The sequence below is a fragment of the Streptomyces sp. NPDC020747 genome (assembly GCF_044334695.1).
GTDB lineage: Bacteria > Actinomycetota > Actinomycetes > Streptomycetales > Streptomycetaceae > Streptomyces.
In genome coordinates, this window is record NZ_JBIRTJ010000014.1 from 190,953 (window position 1) to 213,949 (window position 22,997).

General features: G+C 70.4%; 20 protein-coding genes. 11 read left to right on the top strand and 9 right to left on the bottom strand.

Annotated features, from left to right (window positions below):
- Positions 1–104: 104 nt before the first annotated feature.
- The 4 genes from ACH4YP_RS33290 (at position 105) to ACH4YP_RS33305 (ending at position 3,834) form a co-directional block, all read left to right on the top strand.
- A complete protein-coding gene (locus tag ACH4YP_RS33290) occupies positions 105–947 on the top strand; it encodes an aminoglycoside N(3)-acetyltransferase (protein ID WP_398494488.1) in 843 nt (280 codons plus the stop codon).
- Positions 948–1,015: 68 nt separating this feature from the next.
- Complete coding sequence (locus ACH4YP_RS33295; protein WP_398494490.1) at positions 1,016–1,939, top strand: ABC transporter ATP-binding protein; 924 nt, start codon at positions 1,016–1,018, stop codon at positions 1,937–1,939.
- Positions 1,936–2,748 carry an ABC transporter permease gene (locus ACH4YP_RS33300; RefSeq protein ID WP_398494491.1) on the top strand — a complete coding sequence of 271 codons (813 nt, stop codon included), beginning with the start codon at positions 1,936–1,938 and terminating at the stop codon, positions 2,746–2,748. The genes ACH4YP_RS33295 and ACH4YP_RS33300 overlap by 4 nt, the downstream gene beginning before the upstream one ends.
- A 78-nt stretch (positions 2,749–2,826) precedes the next feature.
- On the top strand, positions 2,827–3,834 hold the full coding sequence (locus tag ACH4YP_RS33305) for a heme A synthase (protein WP_398494493.1): 1,008 nt from the start codon (positions 2,827–2,829) through the stop codon (positions 3,832–3,834).
- 48 nt (positions 3,835–3,882) lie between these two features.
- Here the strand turns inward: ACH4YP_RS33305 and ACH4YP_RS33310 are convergent, their stop codons facing one another.
- The 4 genes from ACH4YP_RS33310 to ACH4YP_RS33325 all read right to left on the bottom strand — a co-directional run bounded on the left by ACH4YP_RS33310 (position 3,883) and on the right by ACH4YP_RS33325 (position 7,448).
- Positions 3,883–4,632 carry a nucleotidyltransferase domain-containing protein gene (locus ACH4YP_RS33310; protein WP_398494495.1) on the bottom strand — a complete coding sequence of 250 codons (750 nt, stop codon included), beginning with the start codon at positions 4,630–4,632 and terminating at the stop codon, positions 3,883–3,885.
- A gap of 41 nt (positions 4,633–4,673) precedes the next feature.
- Positions 4,674–5,780: an amidohydrolase family protein gene (locus ACH4YP_RS33315; protein ID WP_398494497.1), complete on the bottom strand. Its 1,107-nt coding sequence runs from the start codon at positions 5,778–5,780 to the stop codon at positions 4,674–4,676.
- A 238-nt stretch (positions 5,781–6,018) separates the two neighbouring features.
- Positions 6,019–6,375, bottom strand: coding sequence for a hypothetical protein (locus ACH4YP_RS33320; protein ID WP_361065722.1), 357 nt, complete (start codon positions 6,373–6,375; stop codon positions 6,019–6,021).
- A gap of 107 nt (positions 6,376–6,482) precedes the next feature.
- Positions 6,483–7,448 carry a heme o synthase gene (locus ACH4YP_RS33325; protein WP_361065794.1) on the bottom strand — a complete coding sequence of 322 codons (966 nt, stop codon included), beginning with the start codon at positions 7,446–7,448 and terminating at the stop codon, positions 6,483–6,485.
- 355 nt (positions 7,449–7,803) lie between these two features.
- On the opposite strand from ACH4YP_RS33325, the gene tkt reads away from it, so the two are divergent.
- From tkt to pgl, 5 genes are read left to right on the top strand one after another with little or no spacing between them, the layout of a single operon-like run.
- Positions 7,804–9,909: a transketolase gene (gene tkt, locus ACH4YP_RS33330; RefSeq protein WP_398494499.1), complete on the top strand. Its 2,106-nt coding sequence runs from the start codon at positions 7,804–7,806 to the stop codon at positions 9,907–9,909.
- Between the two features lie 34 nt (positions 9,910–9,943).
- A complete protein-coding gene (gene tal, locus ACH4YP_RS33335; RefSeq protein WP_361065718.1) occupies positions 9,944–11,062 on the top strand; it encodes a transaldolase in 1,119 nt (372 codons plus the stop codon).
- Positions 11,063–11,066: 4 nt separating this feature from the next.
- Positions 11,067–12,590: a glucose-6-phosphate dehydrogenase gene (gene zwf / locus ACH4YP_RS33340; protein ID WP_361065715.1), complete on the top strand. Its 1,524-nt coding sequence runs from the start codon at positions 11,067–11,069 to the stop codon at positions 12,588–12,590.
- Positions 12,587–13,732 carry a glucose-6-phosphate dehydrogenase assembly protein OpcA gene (gene opcA / locus ACH4YP_RS33345; RefSeq protein WP_398494502.1) on the top strand — a complete coding sequence of 382 codons (1,146 nt, stop codon included), beginning with the start codon at positions 12,587–12,589 and terminating at the stop codon, positions 13,730–13,732. Before zwf ends, opcA begins: the two co-directional genes overlap by 4 nt.
- On the top strand, positions 13,732–14,514 hold the full coding sequence (gene pgl, locus ACH4YP_RS33350; protein ID WP_398494504.1) for a 6-phosphogluconolactonase: 783 nt from the start codon (positions 13,732–13,734) through the stop codon (positions 14,512–14,514). Before opcA ends, pgl begins: the two co-directional genes overlap by 1 nt.
- Positions 14,515–14,763: 249 nt before the next feature.
- On the opposite strand, the gene ACH4YP_RS33355 is transcribed toward pgl, so the two are convergent.
- The 5 genes from ACH4YP_RS33355 to ACH4YP_RS33375 all read right to left on the bottom strand — a co-directional run bounded on the left by ACH4YP_RS33355 (position 14,764) and on the right by ACH4YP_RS33375 (position 21,487).
- Complete coding sequence (locus tag ACH4YP_RS33355; RefSeq protein WP_398494506.1) at positions 14,764–15,603, bottom strand: carbohydrate ABC transporter permease; 840 nt, start codon at positions 15,601–15,603, stop codon at positions 14,764–14,766.
- A complete protein-coding gene (locus ACH4YP_RS33360; protein WP_398494507.1) occupies positions 15,600–16,964 on the bottom strand; it encodes a carbohydrate ABC transporter permease in 1,365 nt (454 codons plus the stop codon). Before ACH4YP_RS33360 ends, ACH4YP_RS33355 begins: the two co-directional genes overlap by 4 nt.
- A 5-nt stretch (positions 16,965–16,969) precedes the next feature.
- A complete protein-coding gene (locus ACH4YP_RS33365; protein ID WP_398494509.1) occupies positions 16,970–18,295 on the bottom strand; it encodes an ABC transporter substrate-binding protein in 1,326 nt (441 codons plus the stop codon).
- Between the two features lie 72 nt (positions 18,296–18,367).
- Positions 18,368–20,041 carry a glycoside hydrolase family 13 protein gene (locus ACH4YP_RS33370; protein ID WP_361070736.1) on the bottom strand — a complete coding sequence of 558 codons (1,674 nt, stop codon included), beginning with the start codon at positions 20,039–20,041 and terminating at the stop codon, positions 18,368–18,370.
- A gap of 171 nt (positions 20,042–20,212) precedes the next feature.
- On the bottom strand, positions 20,213–21,487 hold the full coding sequence (locus ACH4YP_RS33375; protein ID WP_398494511.1) for an ABC transporter substrate-binding protein: 1,275 nt from the start codon (positions 21,485–21,487) through the stop codon (positions 20,213–20,215).
- Between the two features lie 165 nt (positions 21,488–21,652).
- On the opposite strand from ACH4YP_RS33375, the gene ACH4YP_RS33380 reads away from it, so the two are divergent.
- Both ACH4YP_RS33380 and ACH4YP_RS33385 read left to right on the top strand, forming a co-directional pair.
- Positions 21,653–22,168, top strand: a complete 516-nt coding sequence (locus tag ACH4YP_RS33380; RefSeq protein ID WP_361070730.1) for a PadR family transcriptional regulator — start codon at positions 21,653–21,655, stop codon at positions 22,166–22,168.
- Positions 22,165–22,935 carry an ABC transporter ATP-binding protein gene (locus ACH4YP_RS33385; protein ID WP_398494513.1) on the top strand — a complete coding sequence of 257 codons (771 nt, stop codon included), beginning with the start codon at positions 22,165–22,167 and terminating at the stop codon, positions 22,933–22,935. The genes ACH4YP_RS33380 and ACH4YP_RS33385 overlap by 4 nt, the downstream gene beginning before the upstream one ends.
- Positions 22,936–22,997 lie beyond the last annotated feature (62 nt).

The following is a 22,997-nucleotide window of genomic DNA, read 5'->3' on the forward strand; positions in this document are numbered from 1 at the left end:
GGTGCGGTGCATCACTTAGGTAAACCTAATCTGACCTGCGGGAATGATCTTTGATCGATCAATTCGGTGGCAGGGGGCAGGGTTGTCGGGGAGACTCCCGAACCATGTCGACACCCCCTCCGACCGGCCCTCTAGTCACCCGAGCCACCCTCGCGGCGGACCTGCGCGCGCTCGGCGTACGCCCCGGCGAGACCCTCCTCGCGCACTCGTCGCTGCGGTCCCTCGGATGGGTCAACGGTGGCGCGGTCGCCGTCGTCGAGGGGCTGCTCGACGCGCTCGGTCCGGACGGCACACTCGTGGTCCCCACCCAGTCCGGCGGCCTCTCCGACCCCGCCCTGTGGACCAGCCCGCCCGTCCCCGAGGCCTGGTGGGAGACGATCCGCGCCACGATGCCGGGGTACGACCCGCTCATCACGCCCACGCGCGGGGTGGGCGTGGTCCCGGAGGCCGTACGCACCTGGCCGGGCGCCCTGCGCAGCGCGCACCCGCAGACCTCGTTCGCGGCGATCGGACCGCGCGCGGCGAAGATCGTCGAGGACCACGCCCCGGACTGCCGCCTCGGCGAGAGCAGCCCGCTGGCCCGCCTGGAGGCCATGGGCGCCCGCGTCCTGCTGCTAGGCGCGGGCTACGACTCCTGCACCAGCTTCCACCTCGCCGAATACCGGATACCGTCCCCGCGTGTCGAGGTGGGACGGCCGGTCCGTACGCCCGAAGGGGGTTCCCGCTGGGAGCTCGTGACCGAGGTCTCGATCAGCTCGGAGCGGTTCGACGAACTGGGCGCCGACTTCGAACGGGACCGTCCCGTCGTACGGGGCCTGGTGGGCGCGGCCGACACCCGGCTGTTCCCCGTGGCCGACGCGGTGGCGTACGCGGAGCGGTGGCTTCAGACGCACCGTTCGCGCGAGGAGTGGGTCACCGACGACGCACCCGCCTCACGCCGCTCGTGACTCGACCCGCCCTCCGTGCCCCGCTCGCCCGTCCCTAGACTTGGCGCTCATGCGAAGCGAGGCCACCCATGCGAAGTGAGACTGTCGTCCAGGTCGAAGGCCTGGTGAAGCGGTACGGCAGGAAAACCGCGGTGGACGGCCTGGATCTGGTGGCCCGGGCGGGCATCACCGCCGTCCTCGGGCCCAACGGCGCCGGCAAGACGACCACCGTGGAGACCTGCGAGGGGTACCGCAGGCCGGACTCCGGAACGGTCCGGGTGCTGGGCCTCGACCCGGTGCGCGAGGCTTCCGCGCTGCGCCCCCGCATCGGCGTGATGCTCCAGTCCGGCGGTGTCTATTCGGGCGCCCGCGCCGACGAGATGCTCCGCCACATGGCCAAGCTGCACGCACACCCGCTGGACGTGGACGCCCTCATCGAGCGCCTGGGCCTCGGCAGCTGCGGCCGCACGACGTACCGGCGGCTCTCCGGCGGCCAGCAGCAGCGCCTCGCGCTCGCCATGGCCGTGGTCGGCCGCCCCGAACTGGTCTTCCTGGACGAGCCGACCGCGGGTCTCGACCCGCAGGCCCGCCGGGCCACCTGGGACCTCGTGCGCGATCTGCGCGCCGACGGCGTCTCGGTCGTCCTCACCACGCACTACATGGACGAGGCCGAGCAGCTCGCCGACGACGTGGCGATCATCGACGCGGGCCGGGTCGTGGCGAAGGGCACCCCCGAGGAGCTGTGCCGCGGCGGCGCCGAGAACACCCTGCGCTTCTCCGGCCGCCCCGGCCTCGACGTGGCCTCCCTCCTCAAGGCCCTCCCGGCGGACTGCACGGCGGTCGAGCTGACACCGGGCTCGTACCGTGTGGGCGGCAAGGTCGACCCGCAACTGCTCGCGACCGTCACCACCTGGTGCGCCCAGCACGGGGTGATGCCGGAGAAGATCTCGGTGGAGCGGCACACCCTGGAGGACGTCTTCCTGGAACTCACCGGTAAGGAGCTGCGCGGATGACCGCGGGAACGGACGCCCGGACCACGGGCGAGGGCACAGGCGAAGGCACGGGCACGTACGCGCCGAGGCCGGGAGCCGCCCCGCTCCCCCGCATGATCGCGGCGCAGGCGGCGCTGGAGACGAGGATGCTGCTGCGCAACGGCGAGCAGCTGCTCCTGACGGTGATCATCCCGACGCTGCTGCTGGTGCTGTTCAGCGCGGTGGACATCGTCGACACGGGCGAGGGCAAGGCGGTCGACTTCCTGGCGCCCGGCATTCTCGCGCTCGCGGTGATGTCGACGGCGTTCACGGGCCAGGCGATCGCCACGGGCTTCGAGCGGCGGTACGGCGTGCTGAAGCGGCTCGCCGCCTCGCCGCTGCCGCGCTGGGGGCTGATGACGGCCAAGACCCTCTCCGTCCTGGTCACCGAGGTCCTTCAGGTGCTCCTGGTGACGGTGATCGCCCTGGCGCTGGGCTGGTCGCCTCAGGGCAACCCGCTCGCCGTGCTGCTGCTCCTGGTCCTGGGCACGGCGGCCTTCTCGGGTCTCGGTCTGCTGATGGCGGGCACGCTGAAGGCGGAGGCCACGCTGGCCGCCGCGAACCTGGTCTTCCTGCTGCTGCTCGTGGGCGGCGGGGTGATCGTCCCGCTGGACAAGTTCCCGGACGCGGCCCAGGAGGTGCTCGGCCTGCTGCCGATCTCGGCCCTGTCGGAGGGCCTGCGGGACGTGCTCCAGCACGGGGCCGGGATGCCGTGGGGGAACCTCGGGATCCTCGCCGTATGGGCGGTGGTGGGTCTCGCCGCCGCCGGGAAGTTCTTCCGCTGGGAGTGACCTGGGAGTGATCGGGCGATGGCCGGCGACCGGCGAGGGGAGGGGGCTCGTGAAAGCATGCACAAGCGGCCCCCTACGATGGAGCCCGTGCCAAACGTGACCCGAGCCGACGCCGCCCAAGCCGTGCGCAACCCGCTCGCCTTCATCGCCGAACGCTGGACCCCGTCGCCCAGGACGGTCCAGCGCGCCGCCCTCGCCGCGCTCGTCATGGCGGTACTGATCGTGGTGACCGGAGGCGCCGTCCGGCTGACCGGCTCGGGGCTCGGCTGCCCGACCTGGCCCAAGTGCACCGACGACTCGCTCACCACCACGAGCGCGATGGGCGTGCACGGTGTGATCGAGTTCGGCAACCGCATGCTGACGTACGTCCTGTGTGCCGCGGTCGGCTGGGCGATCATCGCCGCGCGCTCGCAGAAGCCCTACCGGCGCAGCCTCACGCGGCTCGGCTGGGCGCAGTTCTGGATCGTCATGGGCAACGCGGTCCTCGGCGGCATCGTCGTCCTGGTGGGCCTCAACCCGTACACGGTCGCCGCCCACTTCCTGCTCTCCACCGCTCTGATCGCCGTCGCCACGGTGATGTGGCAGCGCACCCGGGAGGGCGACGACGCCCCGCGTCCGCTGGTCGGCAAGCCGGTGCAGCAGATGGCGTGGATCCTCGTCGCCACCACCGTCCTGCTGATCGCGGTGGGTACGGTCGTCACCGGCGCGGGCCCGCACGCGGGCGACTCCAGCGAGGTCGAGCGCATCCCGCTGAACTGGGAGAACGTCACCAAGCTGCATGCCGTGCTGGCCTGGATCGTGGTGACGCTGGCCTTCGCCCTGTGGTTCGTCCTGCGGGCCGTCGACGCGCCCAAGGGGCCCCTGCACCGCACCCGCGACCTGTTCCTGGTGCTACTCGCGCAGGGCGGCATCGGGTACGTCCAGTACTTCACCGACCTTCCGGAGGTCCTGGTCGGCCTCCACATGTTCGGCTCCTGCCTGGTGTGGATCGCCACACTCCGCGTCCTGCTGGCGCTGCGGGAACGGCCGGAGGTCGTGGCGGACCTGCCCGCCCAGTCGACACAGTCGTCGCTCTCGCGCGCGTGAGCGCCGTGCAGGTCATGTGAGGCGCCCGTCACGTGAGGTGTTCACAGGTCATTCGTACGCGGCCACCAGGCGGTCGATCGCCGGGCCGAGGTAGCCGCGGGTCAGCTCCGCCCTGCGGGCCGTCCACTCTTGGACCGGTGCCCCCGGCTCCTCGTACCGCCGCCGTCCGACGTCCGCGACCAGCTCGGCGGGCGTGCCGAGACCGGGCAGCAGGTCGAGTGCCTCCCGCTTGGTGATCAGCCGCCCGTCCTTCAGCGTGACCGTGGCACGGGCGTGGGTGACGAGCCCCAGATCCACCCAGACGTCCTGCGTCCAGTTGTCGGCCCGGTCCACCTGGCGTCGCCAGTAGTCCCGCTGGTCCCGCACGACGAACTCGGCGAGTTCGTCGTCGGTCACCGGGGGCAGCAGACTCCCGGGCGGCTCTCCTTCCAGGACCAGCCCGAAGGTGTGCAGCTCGCGCCGGGTCACCGGCGTGACCGTCCGTTTGAAGAGCTGCTGCTGCGCCCAGGTGAGGTGCCGCCGCTCCGCGCCGTCGGCCGTGGCGCGGGTCAGATAGCTGCAGTGCAGCTTGGCGACGAGCGGCTCGGCACGCAGCCGGGCATGCAGCCGGGCCACCTTCCAGAGCGTCCTCGCCGTGATCGGGCCGTCCAGGACCACGATCAGGTCCAGGTCGCTGATGCCCTCCCGGTAGTCGCCCCCGCCGAGCGAGCCATGGGCCCACACCGCGGCGGGGTCGAGATCGCGCAGTTCGGTGCGGAAGCGGTCCAGGAGCCGGTCGGTCGCGTCGCTGCGTGTCATATACACAGTCTGCACAGCTCACTCGGCCGCATACACCCGTATCACTCCACCCCGTACACCCGTCGCGCGTTCCCCGCCGCGATCAGTCCCGCCACCCGTTGCGCGTCGGCCAGCGACCAGGCGCCCTCGGCCACCCAGGTGCCGAGCACCTTGGCGAGCGCCTCGCGGAAGAGACGTGCTCCGACTACATGAAGTTCGGGCAGGCCATGTGCGCCGCTGGAGAAGAGGAGCTTGCCGAAGGGGGCGAGTTCCAGGATCTCGGAGAGGACTGCGGAGGCGCGGGCCCCGGTGCGGACGAGGGCGGCGCCCAGATCGGCGTACACATGCGGGAAGACCCCGGCGAGATGCGCCGCGTGACGGTGGTACGGGTAGCCGTGCAGCAGGACCAGGTCGGTGCCGAGGCCGGCCGTGGCGCGGGCGAAGTCGGTGAGCAGGACCGGGTCGGTGCGGTCGATGCGCAGGCCGGACTCGCCGAGCCCGGCGTGCAGTTGGAGCGGCAGACCGGAGGCGACCGCGATCCACAGGAGATGCCTGAGCAGCACCGGATCGCTCAGTTCGCCGCCCACCCGGCGCCCGGCCAGCCAACGCCCCGCCGCGCCGCGTACCTCTCCCGGCCCTGGCGGTTCGGGTGCGAGCCCCAGCCCGTGCCGTAAGCCCGCCACCGAGGTGAAGGCCACGGCGTTCGCGGCCGCCCCGTGCACCGACTCGGCGAGGTTGGCGAGGAAGGACTCGACGGTGCCGGAGGTGTCGGCGACCTGCTCGGCGAGCGGCTCCAGCCGGACGATCTCGTGGGCGTGCGCGGCCCCTGTGGCGGCCATCTCGCCGGGCCCCGTCAGATCGCCCGGCAGACCGGTGTCGACCAGATAGGTCGTGATCCCGCTCCCCCGCAGCAGCCTGCGCCCCGCCTCCAGGACGCCGAGTTCCCGGCGTCGGGCGAGGTAGCGGGCGGGCGGACAGTGTGGCTCAAGGCCCAGCAGGGGTGGACACCAGCGGCGTACGGCGAAACCGGTCTGTGTGTCGAAGAAGGTGGTCCCGGCGGCGGGCGGGCCCTCGCCCCGGGCGAGGTGGGCCTCGAAGGTGCCGAGACCCAGCTCCGTCCGCAGCACGCCGTGGCAGTACTGATCCACCAGCGACGGCGTTTCGATCATCCGGACTCCCCGCGAATGGGCCCTGCCTTCATTAAAGGGCCTAACGGGTGAACCGGGTGTCAGGTGTTGGCCACCCACACCCCGTGCGAAGCGCTCCGCGGGTTTTGCGGGTGGGTGCGGGGTGGAGGGCTGCGGTGGGGGTGCGGGTCGGTGAGTGGGGGTAGGCGCGGGTAGTTCCTGCGCTGCGGGTCGGTCGTGGTTGCTCGCGCAGTTCCCCGCGCCCCTGAAGGGGCACGGGTCAGTCGTTGCTGGGGCCGCCCAGTTGGATGCCTGCCATGCGGGTCCACTCGTACGGGCCCGTCTTGACCTTGTTCGCGAACTCGCCGTCGAAGTCGTCGTGGACGGTGATGCCGGACTTCTTCACGGCCTGTTCGGCGATGGCGAAGGTGGGGGCCACGAGGTCGCCCCAGCCGCCGTCCTCGCCGACGAGGACGATCCGGGCGCCCTTCTGGCCGATGTACGCGATCTGTCCCTCGGCGCCGCCGTGGGCCTGCGCGAAGGAGGAGATCTGCTTGGCGAGCTTCGCCGCGCGGCGCTCGGCCTTGGCGTCCTGCTTGGTGCCGGCGCCCTCGTCAACCTGCTGGGTGTCTGCCATGTCCAGGATGCTACCGACGGGTAGATCCACTGGCGACGGGGGTGGTGCGTGGGGTTGGCCACTCGCCGTTCCCCGCGCCCCTTTCGGGGCGCCCCCTCAGCCTGGCGTCAGCGGAGGAACGGGTCCACCGCCACGGCCACGAACAGCAGCGACACGTAGGTGATGGACCAGTGGAAGAGCCGCATCTCCTTCAGCTTGGCGCCCACGGCGCCGTCCTTGGCCCGGGTCTGCAGCCCGTGGGCCTCCCAGAGCCAGAAGCCGCCGGTCACGAGGGCGACGACCGTGTAGAACCAGCCCGTGTAGCCGAGCGGCGTCAGGAGCAGGGAGACGGCGACCATGGCCCAGCTGTAGAGGACGATCTGCCGCGCGACGACCTTGTTGGAGGCGACGACCGGCAGCATCGGCACGCCCACGCGCGCGTAGTCGGCCTTGACCTTCATGGAGAGCGGCCAGTAGTGCGGCGGCGTCCAGAAGAACATGACGAGGAAGAGGATGATCGGCGCCCACGACATGGAGTTCGTGACGGACGACCAGCCGATGAGCACCGGAAGGCAGCCGGCGATACCGCCCCACACGATGTTCTGCGAGGTACGGCGTTTGAGGATCATCGTGTAGACGACGACGTAGAAGAGGAGCGCTCCGAGCGACAGCCAGGCCGACAGCCAGTTGACGGCGAGTCCGAACAGCAGCGTCGAGACGACCGCGAGCGTGATGCCGAAGGCGAGGCACTCGCGTGGGCTGACCATGCCGGTGACCAGTGGACGCTGAGCGGTGCGCTCCATGAGCGCGTCGATGTCACGGTCGATGTACATGTTCAGGGCGTTGGCGCCGCCCGCGGAGAGGTAGCCGCCGAGACAGGTGAGGAGCACCAGCTTCAGATCGGGGACGCCCTGCTGCGCGAGGAACATCACCGGAACGGTGGTGATCAGCAGCAGTTCGATGATCCGCGGCTTGGTGAGAGCGACGAACGCCTTGACCCGAGCCCAGAACGGCCGGTGGTTCGTGCCCCGCTTCGCGCCCTGACTCGCCCCGAGCACACCCGCAGGACGGGATTCAACGGCCGTCACGCACACCCCTGACAGAGACATTTCAGCGAGCTCCCGGTGTGAACTCCCGGTAAAGGCTCGCGCGTACCACGCCACTGTAGACGTTGCCCAGACCCCGGCCTTCGCGGGGGTCGGGTCGTGTTGAAAGGCCTCCGCGCAGGACTGATCGGCAATGCGTTGAGCAGTCGGATGAGCGGCTCCGTATTCACTTGCCGAACACGGAACGCGCCGGTCGGGAGGCGGAAGAGGCATAGTCCCGGCAGTCTGGAATGACTCGAAAAAATGCGCGTTCCTACGGGGGTAGGCTCGACAGCGAGCCGGTGGGCGCGACGTGCACCGGCATTCGACATGTGGAACATGTGGAGAGGAGCCCTGACCCAGGGTGAGCACCAAGCCGACCACAACAGACCTCGAGTGGACCGAATTGGACCAGCGGGCCGTCGACACCGCCCGCATCCTGGCCGCCGACGCCGTACAGAAGGTCGGTAACGGCCATCCGGGTACGGCGATGAGCCTGGCGCCCGCCGCCTACACCCTCTTCCAGAAGGTGATGCGGCACGACCCGGCGGACCCCGACTGGACCGGCCGCGACCGCTTCGTGCTGTCAGCCGGTCATTCGTCCCTGACCCTCTACACCCAGCTCTACCTGGCCGGCTTCGGTCTGGAGCTGGACGACCTGAAGTCCTTCAGGACGTGGGGCTCCCGCACCCCGGGCCACCCGGAGTACGGGCACACGCCCGGCGTGGAGACCACCACCGGGCCGCTCGGCCAGGGTGTCGCCAACGCGGTGGGCATGGCCATGGCCGCCCGCTACGAGCGTGGTCTGTTCGACCCGGAGGCGGCCCCCGGAGCCTCCCCGTTCGACCACTTCATCTACGCGATCGCCGGTGACGGCTGCCTCCAGGAGGGCATCTCCGCGGAGGCGTCCTCCATGGCCGGCCACCAGCAGCTCGGCAACCTGGTCCTGCTGTGGGACGACAACCACATCTCGATCGAGGGCGACACGGAGACGGCCGTCTCCGAGGACACCGCCAAGCGGTACGAGGCGTACGGCTGGCACGTGCAGCGCGTGGCCCCGAAGCCGGACGGCGACCTCGACCCGCACGCGCTCTACGACGCGATCGAGGCCGCGAAGCTGGTGACCGACAAGCCGTCGTTCATCGCGATGCGCTCGATCATCGCCTGGCCCGCCCCGAACGCGCAGAACACCGAGGCCGCGCACGGCTCGGCGCTCGGCGACGACGAGGTCGCGGCCACCAAGCGTGTGCTGGGCTTCGACCCGGAGAAGGCCTTCGAGGTCTCCGACGAGGTCATCACCCACACCCGCGCGCTGGGCGAGCGCGGCCGTCAGGCCAAGGCCGAGTGGGAGAAGTCCTTCCAGGAGTGGCGCAACAGCAACGCCGAGCGCGCCGCCGAGTTCGACCGCATCGCCGCGACCGAGCTGCCCAAGGGCTGGGAGGAGAAGCTCCCGGTCTTCGAGGCGGGCAAGGGCGTCGCCACGCGCGCCGCCTCCGGCAAGGTGCTCCAGGCTCTCGGCGCGGTCATCCCCGAGCTGTGGGGCGGCTCGGCCGACCTGGCGGGCTCGAACAACACGACGATCGACAAGACCTCGTCGTTCCTCCCGGCGGACAACCCGCTGCCGGAGGCGAACCCCTACGGGCGCACGATCCACTTCGGTATCCGCGAGCACTCCATGGCCGCGGAGATGAACGGCATCGCGCTGCACGGCAACACCCGTGTCTACGGCGGCACCTTCCTGGTGTTCTCCGACTACATGCGCAACGCGGTGCGCCTGTCCGCGCTGATGCACCTGCCGGTGACGTACGTGTGGACCCACGACTCCATCGGTCTCGGCGAGGACGGTCCGACGCACCAGCCGGTCGAGCACCTCGCCTCCCTGCGCGCCATTCCGGGCCTCAACGTCGTCCGTCCCGCGGACGCCAACGAGACCACGATCGCCTGGCGCGAGATCCTCCGGCGCTACACCAAGGTCTTCGGCAAGGGCGCCCCGCACGGCCTCGCGCTGACTCGTCAGGGCGTACCGACGTACGAGGCCAACGAGGATGCGGCGAAGGGTGGTTACGTGCTCTTCGAGGCGTCCACCGGGACGCCCGAGGTCGTTCTCATCGCGACCGGTTCCGAGGTGCACGTGGCCGTCGGGGCGCGTGAGGAGCTGGAGGCCGCGGGCACCCCGACCAGGGTCGTGTCCATGCCTTCCGTGGAGTGGTTCGAGGAGCAGGACCAGGGGTACCGGGACAGCGTCCTGCCGCCGAACGTGAAGGCACGGGTCGCGGTCGAGGCCGGTATCGGTCTCACCTGGCACAAGTACGTAGGGGATGCCGGCCGCATCGTTTCCCTGGAGCACTTCGGTGCTTCGGCCGACGGCAAGGTGCTCTTCCAGGAGTTCGGGTTCACTGCCGAGAACGTCGCGAACGTCGCCCGGACTGTGCTCAATTCAACTACTGGGATCGCCGCAGCCCAGCGCTGACGCTGACATACGACACGTAGGAGATGCATTTTCCATGACAGACGCACTCAAGCGCCTCTCCGAGGAAGGCGTCGCGATCTGGCTGGACGACCTGTCGCGCAAGCGGATCACGTCCGGCAACCTCGCCGAACTGATCGACCAGCAGCACGTCGTGGGCGTCACCACCAACCCGTCGATCTTCCAGAAGGCGATCAGCAGCGGTGACGGTTACGAGCAGCAGCTCAGTGACCTCGCCGCCCGCAAGGTCACCGTCGAAGAGGCCATCCGCATGATCACGACGGCGGACGTCCGTGACGCCGCCGACATCCTGCGCCCGGTCTACGACTCCACGCAGGGCCAGGACGGCCGGGTCTCCATCGAGGTCGACCCGCGCCTGGCGCACAGCACCGAGGCGACCATCGCCGAGGCCAAGCAGCTGGCCTGGCTCGTCGACCGTCCGAACACGCTCATCAAGATCCCGGCGACCAGGGCGGGCCTGCCCGCGATCACCGAGACGATCGGCCGGGGCATCAGCGTCAACGTCACGCTGATCTTCTCGCTGGCGCGCTACCGCGAGGTCATGGACGCCTACCTCGCGGGCCTGGAGAAGGCCAAGGCCGCCGGGATCGACCTGTCCGGCATCCACTCCGTGGCGTCGTTCTTCGTGTCCCGCGTGGACACCGAGATCGACAAGCGGCTGGACGCCCTGGGCACCCCCGAGGCCAAGGCCGCCCGCGGCAAGGCCGGCCTCGCCAACGCGCGGCTGGCCTACGAGGCGTACGAGGAGGTCTTCTCCTCGGACCGCTGGGCCGCCCTCGACAAGGCGCAGGCCAACAAGCAGCGTCCGCTGTGGGCCTCGACCGGTGTCAAGGACAAGGCCTACAAGGACACCCTGTACGTAGACGACCTGGTCGCGCCGAACACGGTGAACACCATGCCGGAGGCGACCCTGGCCGCCGCCGACGACCACGGAAAGATCACCGGCAACACCGTCGCCGGTACGTACGAGCAGTCCCGTGCCGAGATCGACGCGGTCGAGAAGCTCGGGATCTCGTACGACGACGTGGTCCAGCTCCTGGAGGACGAGGGCGTCGAGAAGTTCGAGGCGTCCTGGAACGACCTGCTCAAGTCGACCGAGGCAGAGCTCGATCGCCTCGCCCCCTCGGAGGGCTGAAATCTTGTCAAGCAGCAATCCGCTGCGTGACCCGGCGGACCGACGGCTCCCGCGTATCGCGGGGCCGTCGGGCCTCGTCATCTTCGGGGTCACGGGCGATTTGTCCCGTAAAAAGCTCATGCCTGCTGTTTATGACCTTGCCAACCGCGGTCTGCTGCCGCCGGGCTTCTCGCTCGTCGGCTTCGCCCGCCGCGAGTGGGCGAACGAGGACTTCGCCCAGGAGGTCCACGACTCCGTCAAAGAACACGCCCGTACACCGTTCCGTGAGGAGGTCTGGCAGCAGCTCGTCCAGGGGATGCGCTTCGTCCAGGGCACCTTCGACGACGACGACTCGTTCGAGCGGCTGCGCGAGACGATCGGTGAACTGGACAAGGCACAGGGCACGGGCGGCAACTTCGCCTTCTATCTCTCCGTGCCGCCGTCCGCGTTCCCGGTGGTCATCCGGCAGCTGAAGAAGCACGGCCTCGCCGACCAGTCGAGCGGTTCCTGGCGGCGCGCGGTCATCGAGAAGCCCTTCGGCCACGACCTCAAGTCGGCCGAGGATCTCAACACGACCGTCGAGGAGGTCTTCGCCCCCGACCAGGTCTTCCGCATCGACCACTACCTCGGCAAGGAGACCGTCCAGAACATCCTGGCGCTCCGCTTCGCCAACCAGATGTTCGAGCCGATCTGGAACCGGTCCTTCGTGGACCACGTACAGATCACGATGGCCGAGGACATCGGCATCGGCGGCCGCGCCGGCTACTACGACGGCATCGGCGCCGCCCGTGACGTCATCCAGAACCACCTGCTCCAGCTCATGGCGCTGACGGCCATGGAGGAGCCCGCCTCCTTCGACGCGGACGCGCTCGCCGCCGAGAAGACCAAGGTCCTCGGCGCGGTGAAACTGCCGAAGGATCTGGGCGCCAGCACCGTCCGCGGGCAGTACGCGGAAGGCTGGCAGGGCGGCGAGAAGGCCGTCGGCTATCTCCAGGAAGACGGCATCGACCCCAAGTCGAAGACCGACACCTACGCGGCGATCAAGGTGGAGGTGGACAACCGCCGCTGGGCGGGCGTCCCGTTCTACCTCCGTACGGGCAAGCGCCTGGGCCGTCGCGTCACCGAGATCGCGGTCGTGTTCCAGCGCGCCCCGCACTCCCCCTTCGACCACACGGCGACGGAGGAGCTGGGCCAGAACGCGATCGTCTTCCGCGTCCAGCCCGACGAGGGCATCACGGTCCGCTTCGGCTCCAAGGTGCCCGGCACCTCCATGGAGATCCGGGACGTCTCGATGGACTTCGCGTACGGCGAGTCCTTCACGGAGTCGAGCCCGGAGGCGTACGAGCGCCTGATCCTGGACGTCCTCCTGGGCGACTCGAACCTCTTCCCGCGCACCGAGGAGGTCGAGCTGTCCTGGAAGATCCTCGACCCGATCGAGGAGTACTGGGACAAGCACGGCAAGCCCGCGCAGTACCCGTCCGGAACGTGGGGCCCCGTCGAGGCGGACGAAATGCTCAAGCGAGACGGACGGAGCTGGCGTCGCCCATGAAGATAGATCTCACGGACACCACGGCCAGCAAGATCAACAAGGCGCTGGTGAAGGGCCGCCGGGCCATCGGCACCCCCGCCGTCGGCATGGTCCTCACCCTCGTCATCGTCACCGACGAGGAGAACGCGTACGACGCGCTGCGGGCCGCCAACGACGCCTCGCGCGAGCACCCCTCGCGCACGCTCGTGGTGATCAAGCGCGTCTCGCGTTCGCCCCGCGACCGCACGAAGTCGCGGCTGGACGCCGAGGTGCGGGTCGGCGCGGACGCGGGCACCGGCGAGACGGTCATCCTGCGGCTGTACGGCGAGGTCTCCGACCACGCCCAGTCCGTCGTCCTGCCGCTGCTGCTGCCGGACGCGCCGGTGGTGGTCTGGTGGTCGGTGGACGCTCCGCGCGATCCGGCGGGCGACCCGCTGGGCGCCCTGGGCCAGCGCCGGGTCACCGACAGCTACGCGGCCGAGAAGCCCGTCCACGAGCTGCGGTCCCGGGCCGAGAGCTACGAGCCGGGCGACACCGATCTGGCCTGGGCCCGGATCACCCCGTGGCGCTCGATGCTGGCCGCCGCCCTCGACCAGATCGACTGTGAGGTCGTCTCCGTCGAGGTGGCGGGCGAGGAGGCCAACCCGAGCGTCGAGCTGCTCGCCATGTGGCTCGCCGACCGGCTCCACGTGCACGTCAGGCGGGCCGTCTCCGCGGGTCCCGGCCTGACCCAGGTGCGCCTGGAGACGACCGGCGGCCCCATCACGCTGCACCGGTCGGACGGGGCGATGGCCACGCTGGCGCTGCCCGGCCAGCCGGACCGCGCGGTGGCGCTCAAGCGGCGTGAGACGTCCGAGCTGCTCGCGGAGGAGCTGCGCAGGCTCGACCCCGACGACACGTACGCGTCCGCGCTGCGGTTCGGGGTGGACCGGCTGGGCGGGATCCCGTCGGCCTCGCAGCGGGCCGAGGCGTCCGCCCGCGGCCCGGAGTCGCTCCCGGTCCGGCAGAAGGTGCCGGACTCGGAGGCCACGGCGGAGCCGGCGGCCCCGGCCCGGACGTCCGCACCGGCTCTTCCGTCCGGCGCTGCGGGGTCGGCGGGCGACAGCGACGCCGGCCGTCCTACTCCGGCCCAGATGCCCCCGGTCAAGAAGGCGGACTCGTAGTGAGCACTCCCCAGTTGGTCGTCCACCGTGACAAGGAACTGATGGCCCAGGCCGCCGCGGCCCGGCTCATCACGAAGGTCGTGGACGCACAGGCCTCGCGCGGTTACGCCTCGGTCGTGCTGACCGGTGGCCGCAACGGCAACGGGCTCCTCGCGGCGCTCGCTGCCGCGCCCGCCCGGGACGCCATCGACTGGGGGCGGCTCGAACTGTGGTGGGGCGACGAGCGGTTCCTGCCCGAGGGCGACCCCGAGCGCAATGTCACCCAGGCCCGTGAGGCGCTGCTCGACTCGGTGCCGCTGGATCCCAAGCGCGTGCATGCCATGCCCGCGTCGGACGGGCCCCACGGCAAGGACGCGGACGCGGCGGCGGAGGCCTACGCGGCCGAACTCGCCGTGGCCGCCGGGCCGGAGAACCACGGTCCGGTTCCGACCTTCGACGTGCTGATGCTCGGCGTCGGTCCGGACACGCATGTGGCGTCGCTCTTCCCCGAGCTGCCGGCGGTCCGCGAGACGGAGCGGACGGTGGTGGGGGTGCACGGCGCTCCCAAGCCGCCGCCGACCCGGGTCACCCTCACGCTGCCCGCGATTCGGGCGGCGCGGGAGGTGTGGTTGCTCGCGGCGGGGTCGGACAAGGCGCAGGCGGCGGCGATCGCGTTGTCCGGCGCGGGAGAGATCCAGGCGCCGGCCGCGGGCGCGCGTGGCCGGTCGCGCACCCTGTGGCTGCTGGACGCCGCGGCTGCGTCCCAGCTGCCGCGGTCGCTGTATCCGCCGGCTTCACCCTGACGGGTGGTGGGGGCGGTGGGGGCGTTTTCTCGCCCCCGCCGCCCCTACCCATTCCCGTCACTTCCTCGGGGGCCAGCCCCCGAACCCCCGCTCCTCAAACGCCGGAGGGGCTGACTATTAGCCCGTCCGGCGTTTGAGGACGAGCGCGCCGGCGCGACAGCGGGGGTCTGGGGGCGCAGCCCCCAGGGACGGGACGGGACGGGAAGGGGCGGCGGGGGCGAAAAACCCGTGGGTGCCCCCAGCCGACGGCTACTTCACCGACCCCGCCATAACCCCCTGCACAAAGTGCCGCTGAAAAGCGAAGAACACCACCACCGGCACCACCAGCGACAGAAACGCCCCAGGCGCGAGCACATCGATATTGCTCCCGAACTGCCGTATCTGCGACTGGAGTTCAACCGTCAACGGCTGCGCCGAACTGTCGGCGAACAGCAGCGCGACCAGCATGTCGTTCCAGACCCACAGGAACTGGAAGATGGCGAGACTGGCGATGGCCGGACGCCCGACCGGCAGCACGAGCCGAGTGAAGATCCGCCACTCCCCACCGCCATCCATGCGCGCCGCCTCCAGCATCTCCTTCGGCATCTCGGCGAAGTAGTTCCGCAGCAGGAAGATCGCGAACGGCAGCCCGTACGAGACGTGGAAGAGCACGACTCCGGGAATCGTGCCGAACAGCCCCAACTCCCCGAAGAGTTTGGCCACCGGCAGCAGCCCGATCTGCACGGGCACCACCAACAGCGCGACCACCAGCAGGAAAAGGGGGTCACGCCCGGGGAAGTCCAGCCAGGCGAAGGCATATCCGGCGAGCGCGGCGATCACGACGACGAGGAACGTGGTCGGCACCGAGATCAGCACCGTGTTCCAGAAGGCCTGCGTCATCCCCGAATTGCCCAGCAGCGCCGAGTAGTTGTCGAAGGACAGCTGGCTGGGAGAGGCCAGCGCGGTCCACCAGCCACCCGTCGCGGTCTCCTGTGCCGACCGCAGCGAGGAGAGGAACAGCCCGGCGAGCGGAGTGAGCCAGACCAGGCCGACCAGCACCAGGAACGCCTGCACGAGGCTGCTGGCGAGCCCCCGCCTGATCGCGTTCATCGCTGACTCCCTCGGAAACGGCGGACGTTGAAGACCATGGCGGGGATGACCAGGAGAAGGAGCAGCACTCCCAGCGCACTGCCCAGGCCCTGGTTGTTGCCGCCGCCGAACGACACCAGCCACATCTGGGTGGCGAGCACGGTGGCGTCCTCCTGCACCGGACCCGGCGCGATGATGTAGACGAGGTCGAAGACCTTCATCACGTTGATCACCAGGGTCACGAAGACCACGGTGAGGACGGGCGCGAGCAGTGGCACGGTGATCCGCCGGAAGATCTGCCACTCGCCCGCGCCGTCCATCCGCGCCGCCTCCAGCGCGTCACGCGGCAGCGCGGCGAGCCCGGCCCCGATCAGCACCATGGCGAACCCGGTCCAGATCCACAGGTACGCGCCGATGATGGCGGGCGTCACCAGCGCGGGACCCAGCCAGGAGACGCCCTCGTACGGCGGGGCGAAGTTCGAGGCGGGCAGCCGCACGGTGTACGAGCCCGGATCGAGCCCCTGGAAGCGGAAGGAGCCGTCCGCCGCGGTGGTGGTGCTCGCGGCCGCCGAACCGTCGCGCACGGCGTCGACCCTCATCTCCGGCAGCCCGCTCTCGGTCCTGTCGACCTTGCCCTGCTCCCCTCCCCCACCACGCGTGAAGTCCAGGTAGACGACGCCGCGCAGCTCGTCGGCGGACGCGTTCCCGGTCACCGCCCGGTACGCGGGTTGCGCGCTCCCCGGCAGATCCTCGGCGCGTACGCCGACCAGCCCGAGCCCGACGGTGTCGCCGGGGGACGCCGTGGCCGTCGTACCGTACGAGCCGTCGGCGGCCCTGGTCAGGCCCTGGCCGTCGCGGGCCCGGGCGTTCGGGTACGACGACGCGTCCTTGAAGGCGTCGTGCACGGAGACGGCGGCGGCGTTCAGGACGCCCTTCTCGGGGTCCTCGTCGTACGCGAGCCGGAAGATGATGCCCGCGGCGAGGAAGGAGACGGCCATCGGCATGAACAGCAGGAGTTTGAACGCCGTCGCCCAGCGGATCTTCTCGACGAGGACGGCGAGGACGAGACCGAGACCGGTGAGCAGCGTCGGCGCGATGACGACCCAGATGGCCGTGTTCCGGACGGCCTTGAGCGTGGCGGGGTCGCGGAACATCTCGGTGTAGTTGTCGCCGCCCACGAACCGGTTGCCGGAGGCGTCGAAGAAGCTGCGGCCCACGGAGAACAGCACGGGGTAGACGACGAGCGCGCCGAGCAGGAGCAGGGCGGGGAGGACGAACGCGAGGGCGATGAACCGGGCCCGGCGCCGGGCCCGCCGTTTGCGGTCGCGGTCGGCCGGGGCGACGGGCGGCGGGCTCGCCTCTTTCAGGAGCGTGGCGGTCACGGCGATCAGCCCTTGTACGCCTTGGCCGCCGCCTGCTCCAGCGCGGCAGCGGTCCCCTTCGGGTCGGACGGGTCGCGCAGGAAGTCCTGGAGGAGCTTCCACTCGCCGGCGCCCTTGGTGCCGCCGAACGCGGCCGGGGCCTGGTCCGACATGTCGAAGCGGACCGAATCCCCGGCGTCCACCAGGGACTTGGCGGTCTCGCGGGTGACGTCGTCGCCGTAGGAGGCGAGGTCGAGCTTCTTGTTCGGGGAGAGGAAGCCGCCGGCCTCGGCCCACACGGCGGAGGCCTCGGGGGTCGCGAGGTACTCCAGGAACTCCATGGCGGCCTTCTGGTTCTTGCCGTCCTTGAGGACGACGGCCGCGTCGCCGCCGCTGACCACGGGTGCCCGGCCGTCACCGACCGCGGGGAAGGGGAAGAAGTCCGCGTCCTCACCGATCTTCCTGCCGAACTGGTCCTTGGCGACACCGGCCACGAAGTCGCCCTCGTAGACCATGCCCGCCGCGGGCTCGGGCCCGAAGACCTTCTCGACCGAGCCGGGGAAGTCGGTGTTGAGCGCGCCCTTCTGGCCGCCGGCTATCAGCTCCTTGTCCTTGAAGAGCCTGCCGAGGGTGGTGAGGGCCTCGACCACGGTCGGGTCGGTCCACTTGATCCTGTGGGCGGCCAGGGCGTCGTACTTCTCGGGGCCTGCCTGCGAGAGGTAGACGTTCTCGAACCAGTCGGTGAGCGTCCAGCCGTCCTGTCCGGCGACGGAGAAGGCCGCGAGGCCCGACTCCGAGACGGTCCGCCCGGCCTTCAGCATCGCGTCGTACGTCGTCGGCGTCTTGACGCCCGCCTCGTCGAGGGCGTCGGGGCTGTACCAGACGGTCGACTTGTGGGCGGCCTTGAAGTACAGGCCGTACAGGGTGCCGTCGACACTGCCGTAGTTCTTCCACACGCTCGCGTAGTTGCTGCCGACGGACTTCTGGGCCGTCTTGGAGAGCGGCTTGAGCCAGCCCTCCTTCGCGAACTGCTGGAGCACGCCGACCTGCGGGACCATCACCACGTCGGGGGCGTTGCCGCCTTCGATCTTGCTGCCGACGACCGTGGAGACGTTGTCCCCGGTGGAGGTGAACTGGGTCTTGGCGCCGGTCTTCTCGGTGAACGCGTCCAGGACCTTCTGGAAGTTCTTCTGCTCGCTGCCGGACCAGACACCGGCCACGTTGATCGTCTGGCCGCTGAGCGGCTTGTCGCCACCGCCCGCGGAGACGGGACCGCCTCCGCAGGCGGTGGCACCGAGGGAGAGTGCGAGGGCTATGCAGCTCGCGAGCAGGGGCGTACGTCGTCGCATCATCGTTGATGTTCCTTCTGGGGCAGGGGAATTGACGGGCAGTCAGCCGAGCTGGGTGGTGCGGGAGTCGGCGGCTCAGGGGTTGGTGCAGTCGCTGATCCACCAGGCGGCCGTCGAGCCGGGCAGGACGCCGGGCGCGCAGGGGCCGCTGGACAGCAGGGGGGTGCCGGAGACCGGCGCGGGCGTCGGAGCCGTACCGAAGTTGACCGCGCACACCAGGCCGTCGCCGCGGACGAAGGCGAGGACGCCGGGCTGGGTGTCCAGCCAGCGCAGTGCGCCCTCGCCCAACTGGGGCAGTCCGGCCCGCAGTTGGAGTCCGTCGCGGTAGAGGTGCCAGAAGGAGTGGGTGTCGGCGAGGGCGCGGTCGGTGGCGTACTCGGCGAAGTACGCGGGCTGCGGCAGCCACGGCTTGGCGCTCGCGGCGCCGGAGGTGAAGCCGAACGGCGAGGCGTGCCCCGACCACGGCAGCGGCACCCGGCAGCCGTCGCGGATCCGGGCGCGGCTGCCGGTGCGGCGGAAGATCGGGTCGGTGAGCACGTCGTCCGGCAGATCGACGACCTCGGGCAGCCCGAGCTCCTCGCCCTGGTAGATGTACGCGGCTCCGGGCAGCGCCAGCATCAGCAGCGCGGCGGCGCGGGCGCGGGCGGCGCCCAGACCGCTGCCCTCGGTGCCCAGTTCGCCGTAGCGGGTGACCGTGCGGACCTGGTCGTGGTTGTTGAGGACCCAGGTGACCGTCGAGCCGGTGCCCGCGATGTCCTGCATGGCGTGGGAGATGACCTTGCGGAAGGCGTCCGCGTTCCAGGGCGCGCTCAGCAGGTCGAAGAAGAAGGCCTGGTGCAGCTCGTCGTGGCGTACGTACAGGGCGTGTTCGCGGGCGGTCGGCACGGAGACCTCGCCGACGAGCAGCCGCTCCTGGCCGTCCCGGGCGGTGTACTCCTCGCACACCGACCGCCAGTGCCGCCAGACGTCGTGCACCTCGGGCTGGTTCCAGGCGAGCGGGTTGACCGAGTCGCGGGTGCGGGCGTCGGCCTCGGGGTCGGGCGAGTCCGGCAGTTCGGGGTGCTTGTAGAGGCCGGCGGCGACGTCGATGCGGAAGCCGTCGACGCCCCGGTCGAGCCAGAAGCGCAGGGCGTGGTCGAAGTGGGCGCCGACCTCGGGGTTGCGCCAGTTCAGGTCGGGCTGCTCGGGCGTGAACATGTGCAGGTACCACTGGCCCGGGGTGCCGTCCTGTTCGGTGACCCGGCTCCAGGCGGGGCCGCCGAACATGGAGTGCCAGTTGTTGGGCGGCTGCGAGCCGTCCGGGCCCCGGCCGTCGGCGAAGTGGAAGCGGGCGCGGGCCTCGCTGCCCGGTGCCGCGGCCAGTGCCTCACGGAACCACGGGTGATCCTGCGAGCAGTGGTTCGGGACGATGTCCAGGAGCACCTTGATGCCGAGCCGCCGGGCGTCCGTCATCAGCAGGTCGAACTCGCCGAGGTCGCCGAAGACCGGGTCGACGTCGCAGTAGTCGGCCACGTCGTAGCCGTGGTCGTGCTGCGGCGAGGGGTAGAAGGGGCTCAGCCAGACGCCGTCGACGCCCAGCTTCTTCAGATACGGCAGTCCGGCCCTGACCCCGGCGAGATCGCCGATGCCGTCGCCGGTGCTGTCCAGAAAGCTCCGGACGTAGACCTGGTAGATCACTGCGTCGCGCCACCAGTGCTGCATGTCGATCGTCACCCGTTGACCTGTCTGTGCGTGCCTCCGGTTATGCATGCATGTTAAGTAGCGATGTCGCGCAGGTGTCAACGAACGGGCGGAGAGTCCTCAGAAGTTGGGGTTTTATAGGAGGATATTTCTATCCGCAGAGCCGAAGACGAGACAGGCGCGTTACCTAACAAGTAACTAGGATCGGTCGCACGCGCATCGGAACGCCGGAAAGAGGGCTCAGCCCCGGCGGGAGATGTCCGCCAGCTCGCGTGCGAGACGTCGCACCGCGGCCTCGGGCGTCTGGCGCCCGGTCATCGCGTCGTGCACCACGGCCTGCACGGCCAGGCTGACCTGGTCGTAGCGCGGGCTCTTGGGACGCGGCGCCGCCGCCTCGACGCTCGCGCGGAGCGTCGGCAGGTACGGGAACCGCCGGATCAGCTCCGGGTCCCGGTAGAGCGCGGCCCGCACGGGCGGCAGCGCGCCCTCGGTGAGAACCTGCCGCTGCACCCGCTCGCTCGTCAGGTACGCGATGAGGCGCGCGGCGGAGTCGGGGTGGCGGGCATGTGCGCTGACCGCGAGGTTCGAGCCGCCGAGCACACTCGCCCCCGGCCCGCCGGGCCCTGGCAGCGGCACCGCGCCGACCTTCCCGGCGACCGCCGAGCCCTCGGCGGAGGCGCCGACGTATGCGTACGGCCAGTTACGCAGGAAGAGGAGACGGCCGTCCTGGAAGGCCTGTTTGGACTCCTCCTCCTTGTACGTGAGCGCCTTCTTCGGGATCCAGCCGTCCCGAACGCCGCGGGAGAGGAAGCCGATGCCCTCGCGGGCCGCCGCCGAGTCGACGGTGACGCGCTCGCCCTCGTCGCCGAGGATCGTGCCGCCCGCCGAGTAGACCGCCTCGGCGGCGTTCACCGTGAGCCCCTCGTAGGGCAGGAACTGGCCCGCGTAGCCGTCGAGCCCGTACTCCGGCGCGATGGCCTTCGCCTGTTTCTCCAGCTCGGCCCAGGTGCGCGGCGGCTCGACGCCCTCCTTGTCGAGGATGTCCCTGCGGTAGAGGAGCAGTCCCGCGTTGGTGACGTACGGGACCGCGTACAGCTGTCCGTCGTACGTCGCCGTGTCCTCGACCTGCGGCAGGAAGCCGTCGAGCGGGAAGCGGTCCCGGGACAGCGGGGAGATCCAGCCGGCGGCGGCGAACTCCGAGGTCCAGGCGACGTCGATGTTGAGGACGTCGAAGCGGCTCGGGCCGCCGCCGCGCAGGTCGGTGGTCATCTGCGCGTGGGTCTCGTCGGCGGAGTCCGGGAGTTCGACGAGGGTGACCTTCTCGCCGGGGTGGGTACGGTTCCAGCCGTCGAGCAGCGGCCCCAGATAGCTGGTGAGGTCCCCCGCGGTGGCCAGCGTGAGCGGGCCCCGGCCGCCACCGCGCGCTCCGTCGGCCTGCGCGCCCGAGGCGACGTAACCGGTCAGAACCACCGCCGCGACCAGGAGTCCCCTACCCGCGGCACGTATCCACCGCATAGGTTCCTCCTTGGTACACCGGCTGCCGGGCACCTTCGCCCGGAGTCAGAGGCCATGTATACCTGTTAGGTATGGGCGATACTAGGGCCTGCGGCACATCGGCCCCTCAACACCGGCTGGAGCGCCCCGAAGGCGAACCGAGAGAAAAGGCGGAGGAGAGCACTGGTGCGGCTGCCCCTCCTGGCCCTGCTGGCGCGCGGCCCGGCGCACGGCTACGAGCTCAAGCAGGACCTTGAGCAACTGCTGGGCGCCGCGTACCCTCAGCCGAACGTCGGCCAGATCTATGTGACGCTCGGCCGCCTCGAGAAGTCGGGACTGATCGAGGGCGAGGAAGTCGAGCAGTCGAGCCGGCCCAACAAGAAGATCTACCACCTCACCGACGCCGGGCGTGAGGCGCTGCGCGCCTGGTACGAGGAGACGGCGGACGAGCCGCGCGTGCGGGACGAGTTCTTCATGAAGCTCGCGCTCGCGCCACAGACCGGACTCGCCGACCAGATCACCCTGATCAACAAGCAGCGGCGCGAGTACCTGAACACCATGCGCGGTCTGTCGAAACTCGCCGCGACCGAGAGCCGGGACAACCGCGTCTCCCAGCTGCTCATAGAGGGCGCCATGCTGCATCTGCAGGCCGACCTCGACTGGCTGGAACGCTGCCAGGAGGAATTGGAGGAGCTGGAGTGAGCCGCACCGCTCCTTCGTCGCGCGCCGAGGGCGCTCCGCTGCTGCGCGCCGAGGGCCTGGTCAAGGCCCACTACGGCGAGGGCGCCCCCGCGCATGCCGTGCGGGGCGTGGATCTCGCCGTACGGCAGGGTGAGTTCGTCGCCGTCACGGGTCCCTCGGGCGCCGGGAAGTCGACGCTGCTGCATCTGCTCGGCGGGCTCCAGCGACCGGACTCCGGCAGCCTCTGGCTGGACGGCGCGTGCACGGACGCGTACGGCGAGGCCCGCTGGGCGGTCGAGCGGAGGCGTCGTATCGGCATCGTCTTCCAGTTCTTCAACCTGGTCTCGAACCTGTCGGTCGCCGACAACGTCGAGCTGCCCGCCCTGCTCGCCGGCCTCTCCCCCAAGCAGGCGCGCGCCGAGCGCGAGGGGCTCCTCGCCGAGCTGGGCCTGGAGGGCAAGGAGCGCAGCATGCCGGGCGAGCTGTCCGGCGGCGAGCAGCAGCGGGTCGCGCTGGCCCGCGCCCTGGTCAACCACCCGCCCCTGCTGCTGGCCGACGAGCCCGCGGGCAGCCTCGACAGCAAGGGCACCCGCGAGGTGACCCGGCTGTTGTCCCGCTTCCACCAGCGCGGCCAGACCATCGTGCTGGTCACCCATGACGCACGGCTCGCGAGCGCCGCGGACCGGGTGATCAGCTTCTTCGACGGCCGTATCGCCGACGACGCGGAGCTGGACACCGCGCCCGCGCGCGGCACGGGGATATCCGGCGTGCTGGAACTGAGGGACTGAGCGGCGTGCGCGAACCTCTGCCGAAGACCGTCTGTCAGGACGTCTCCGCCGTGCACGGACCG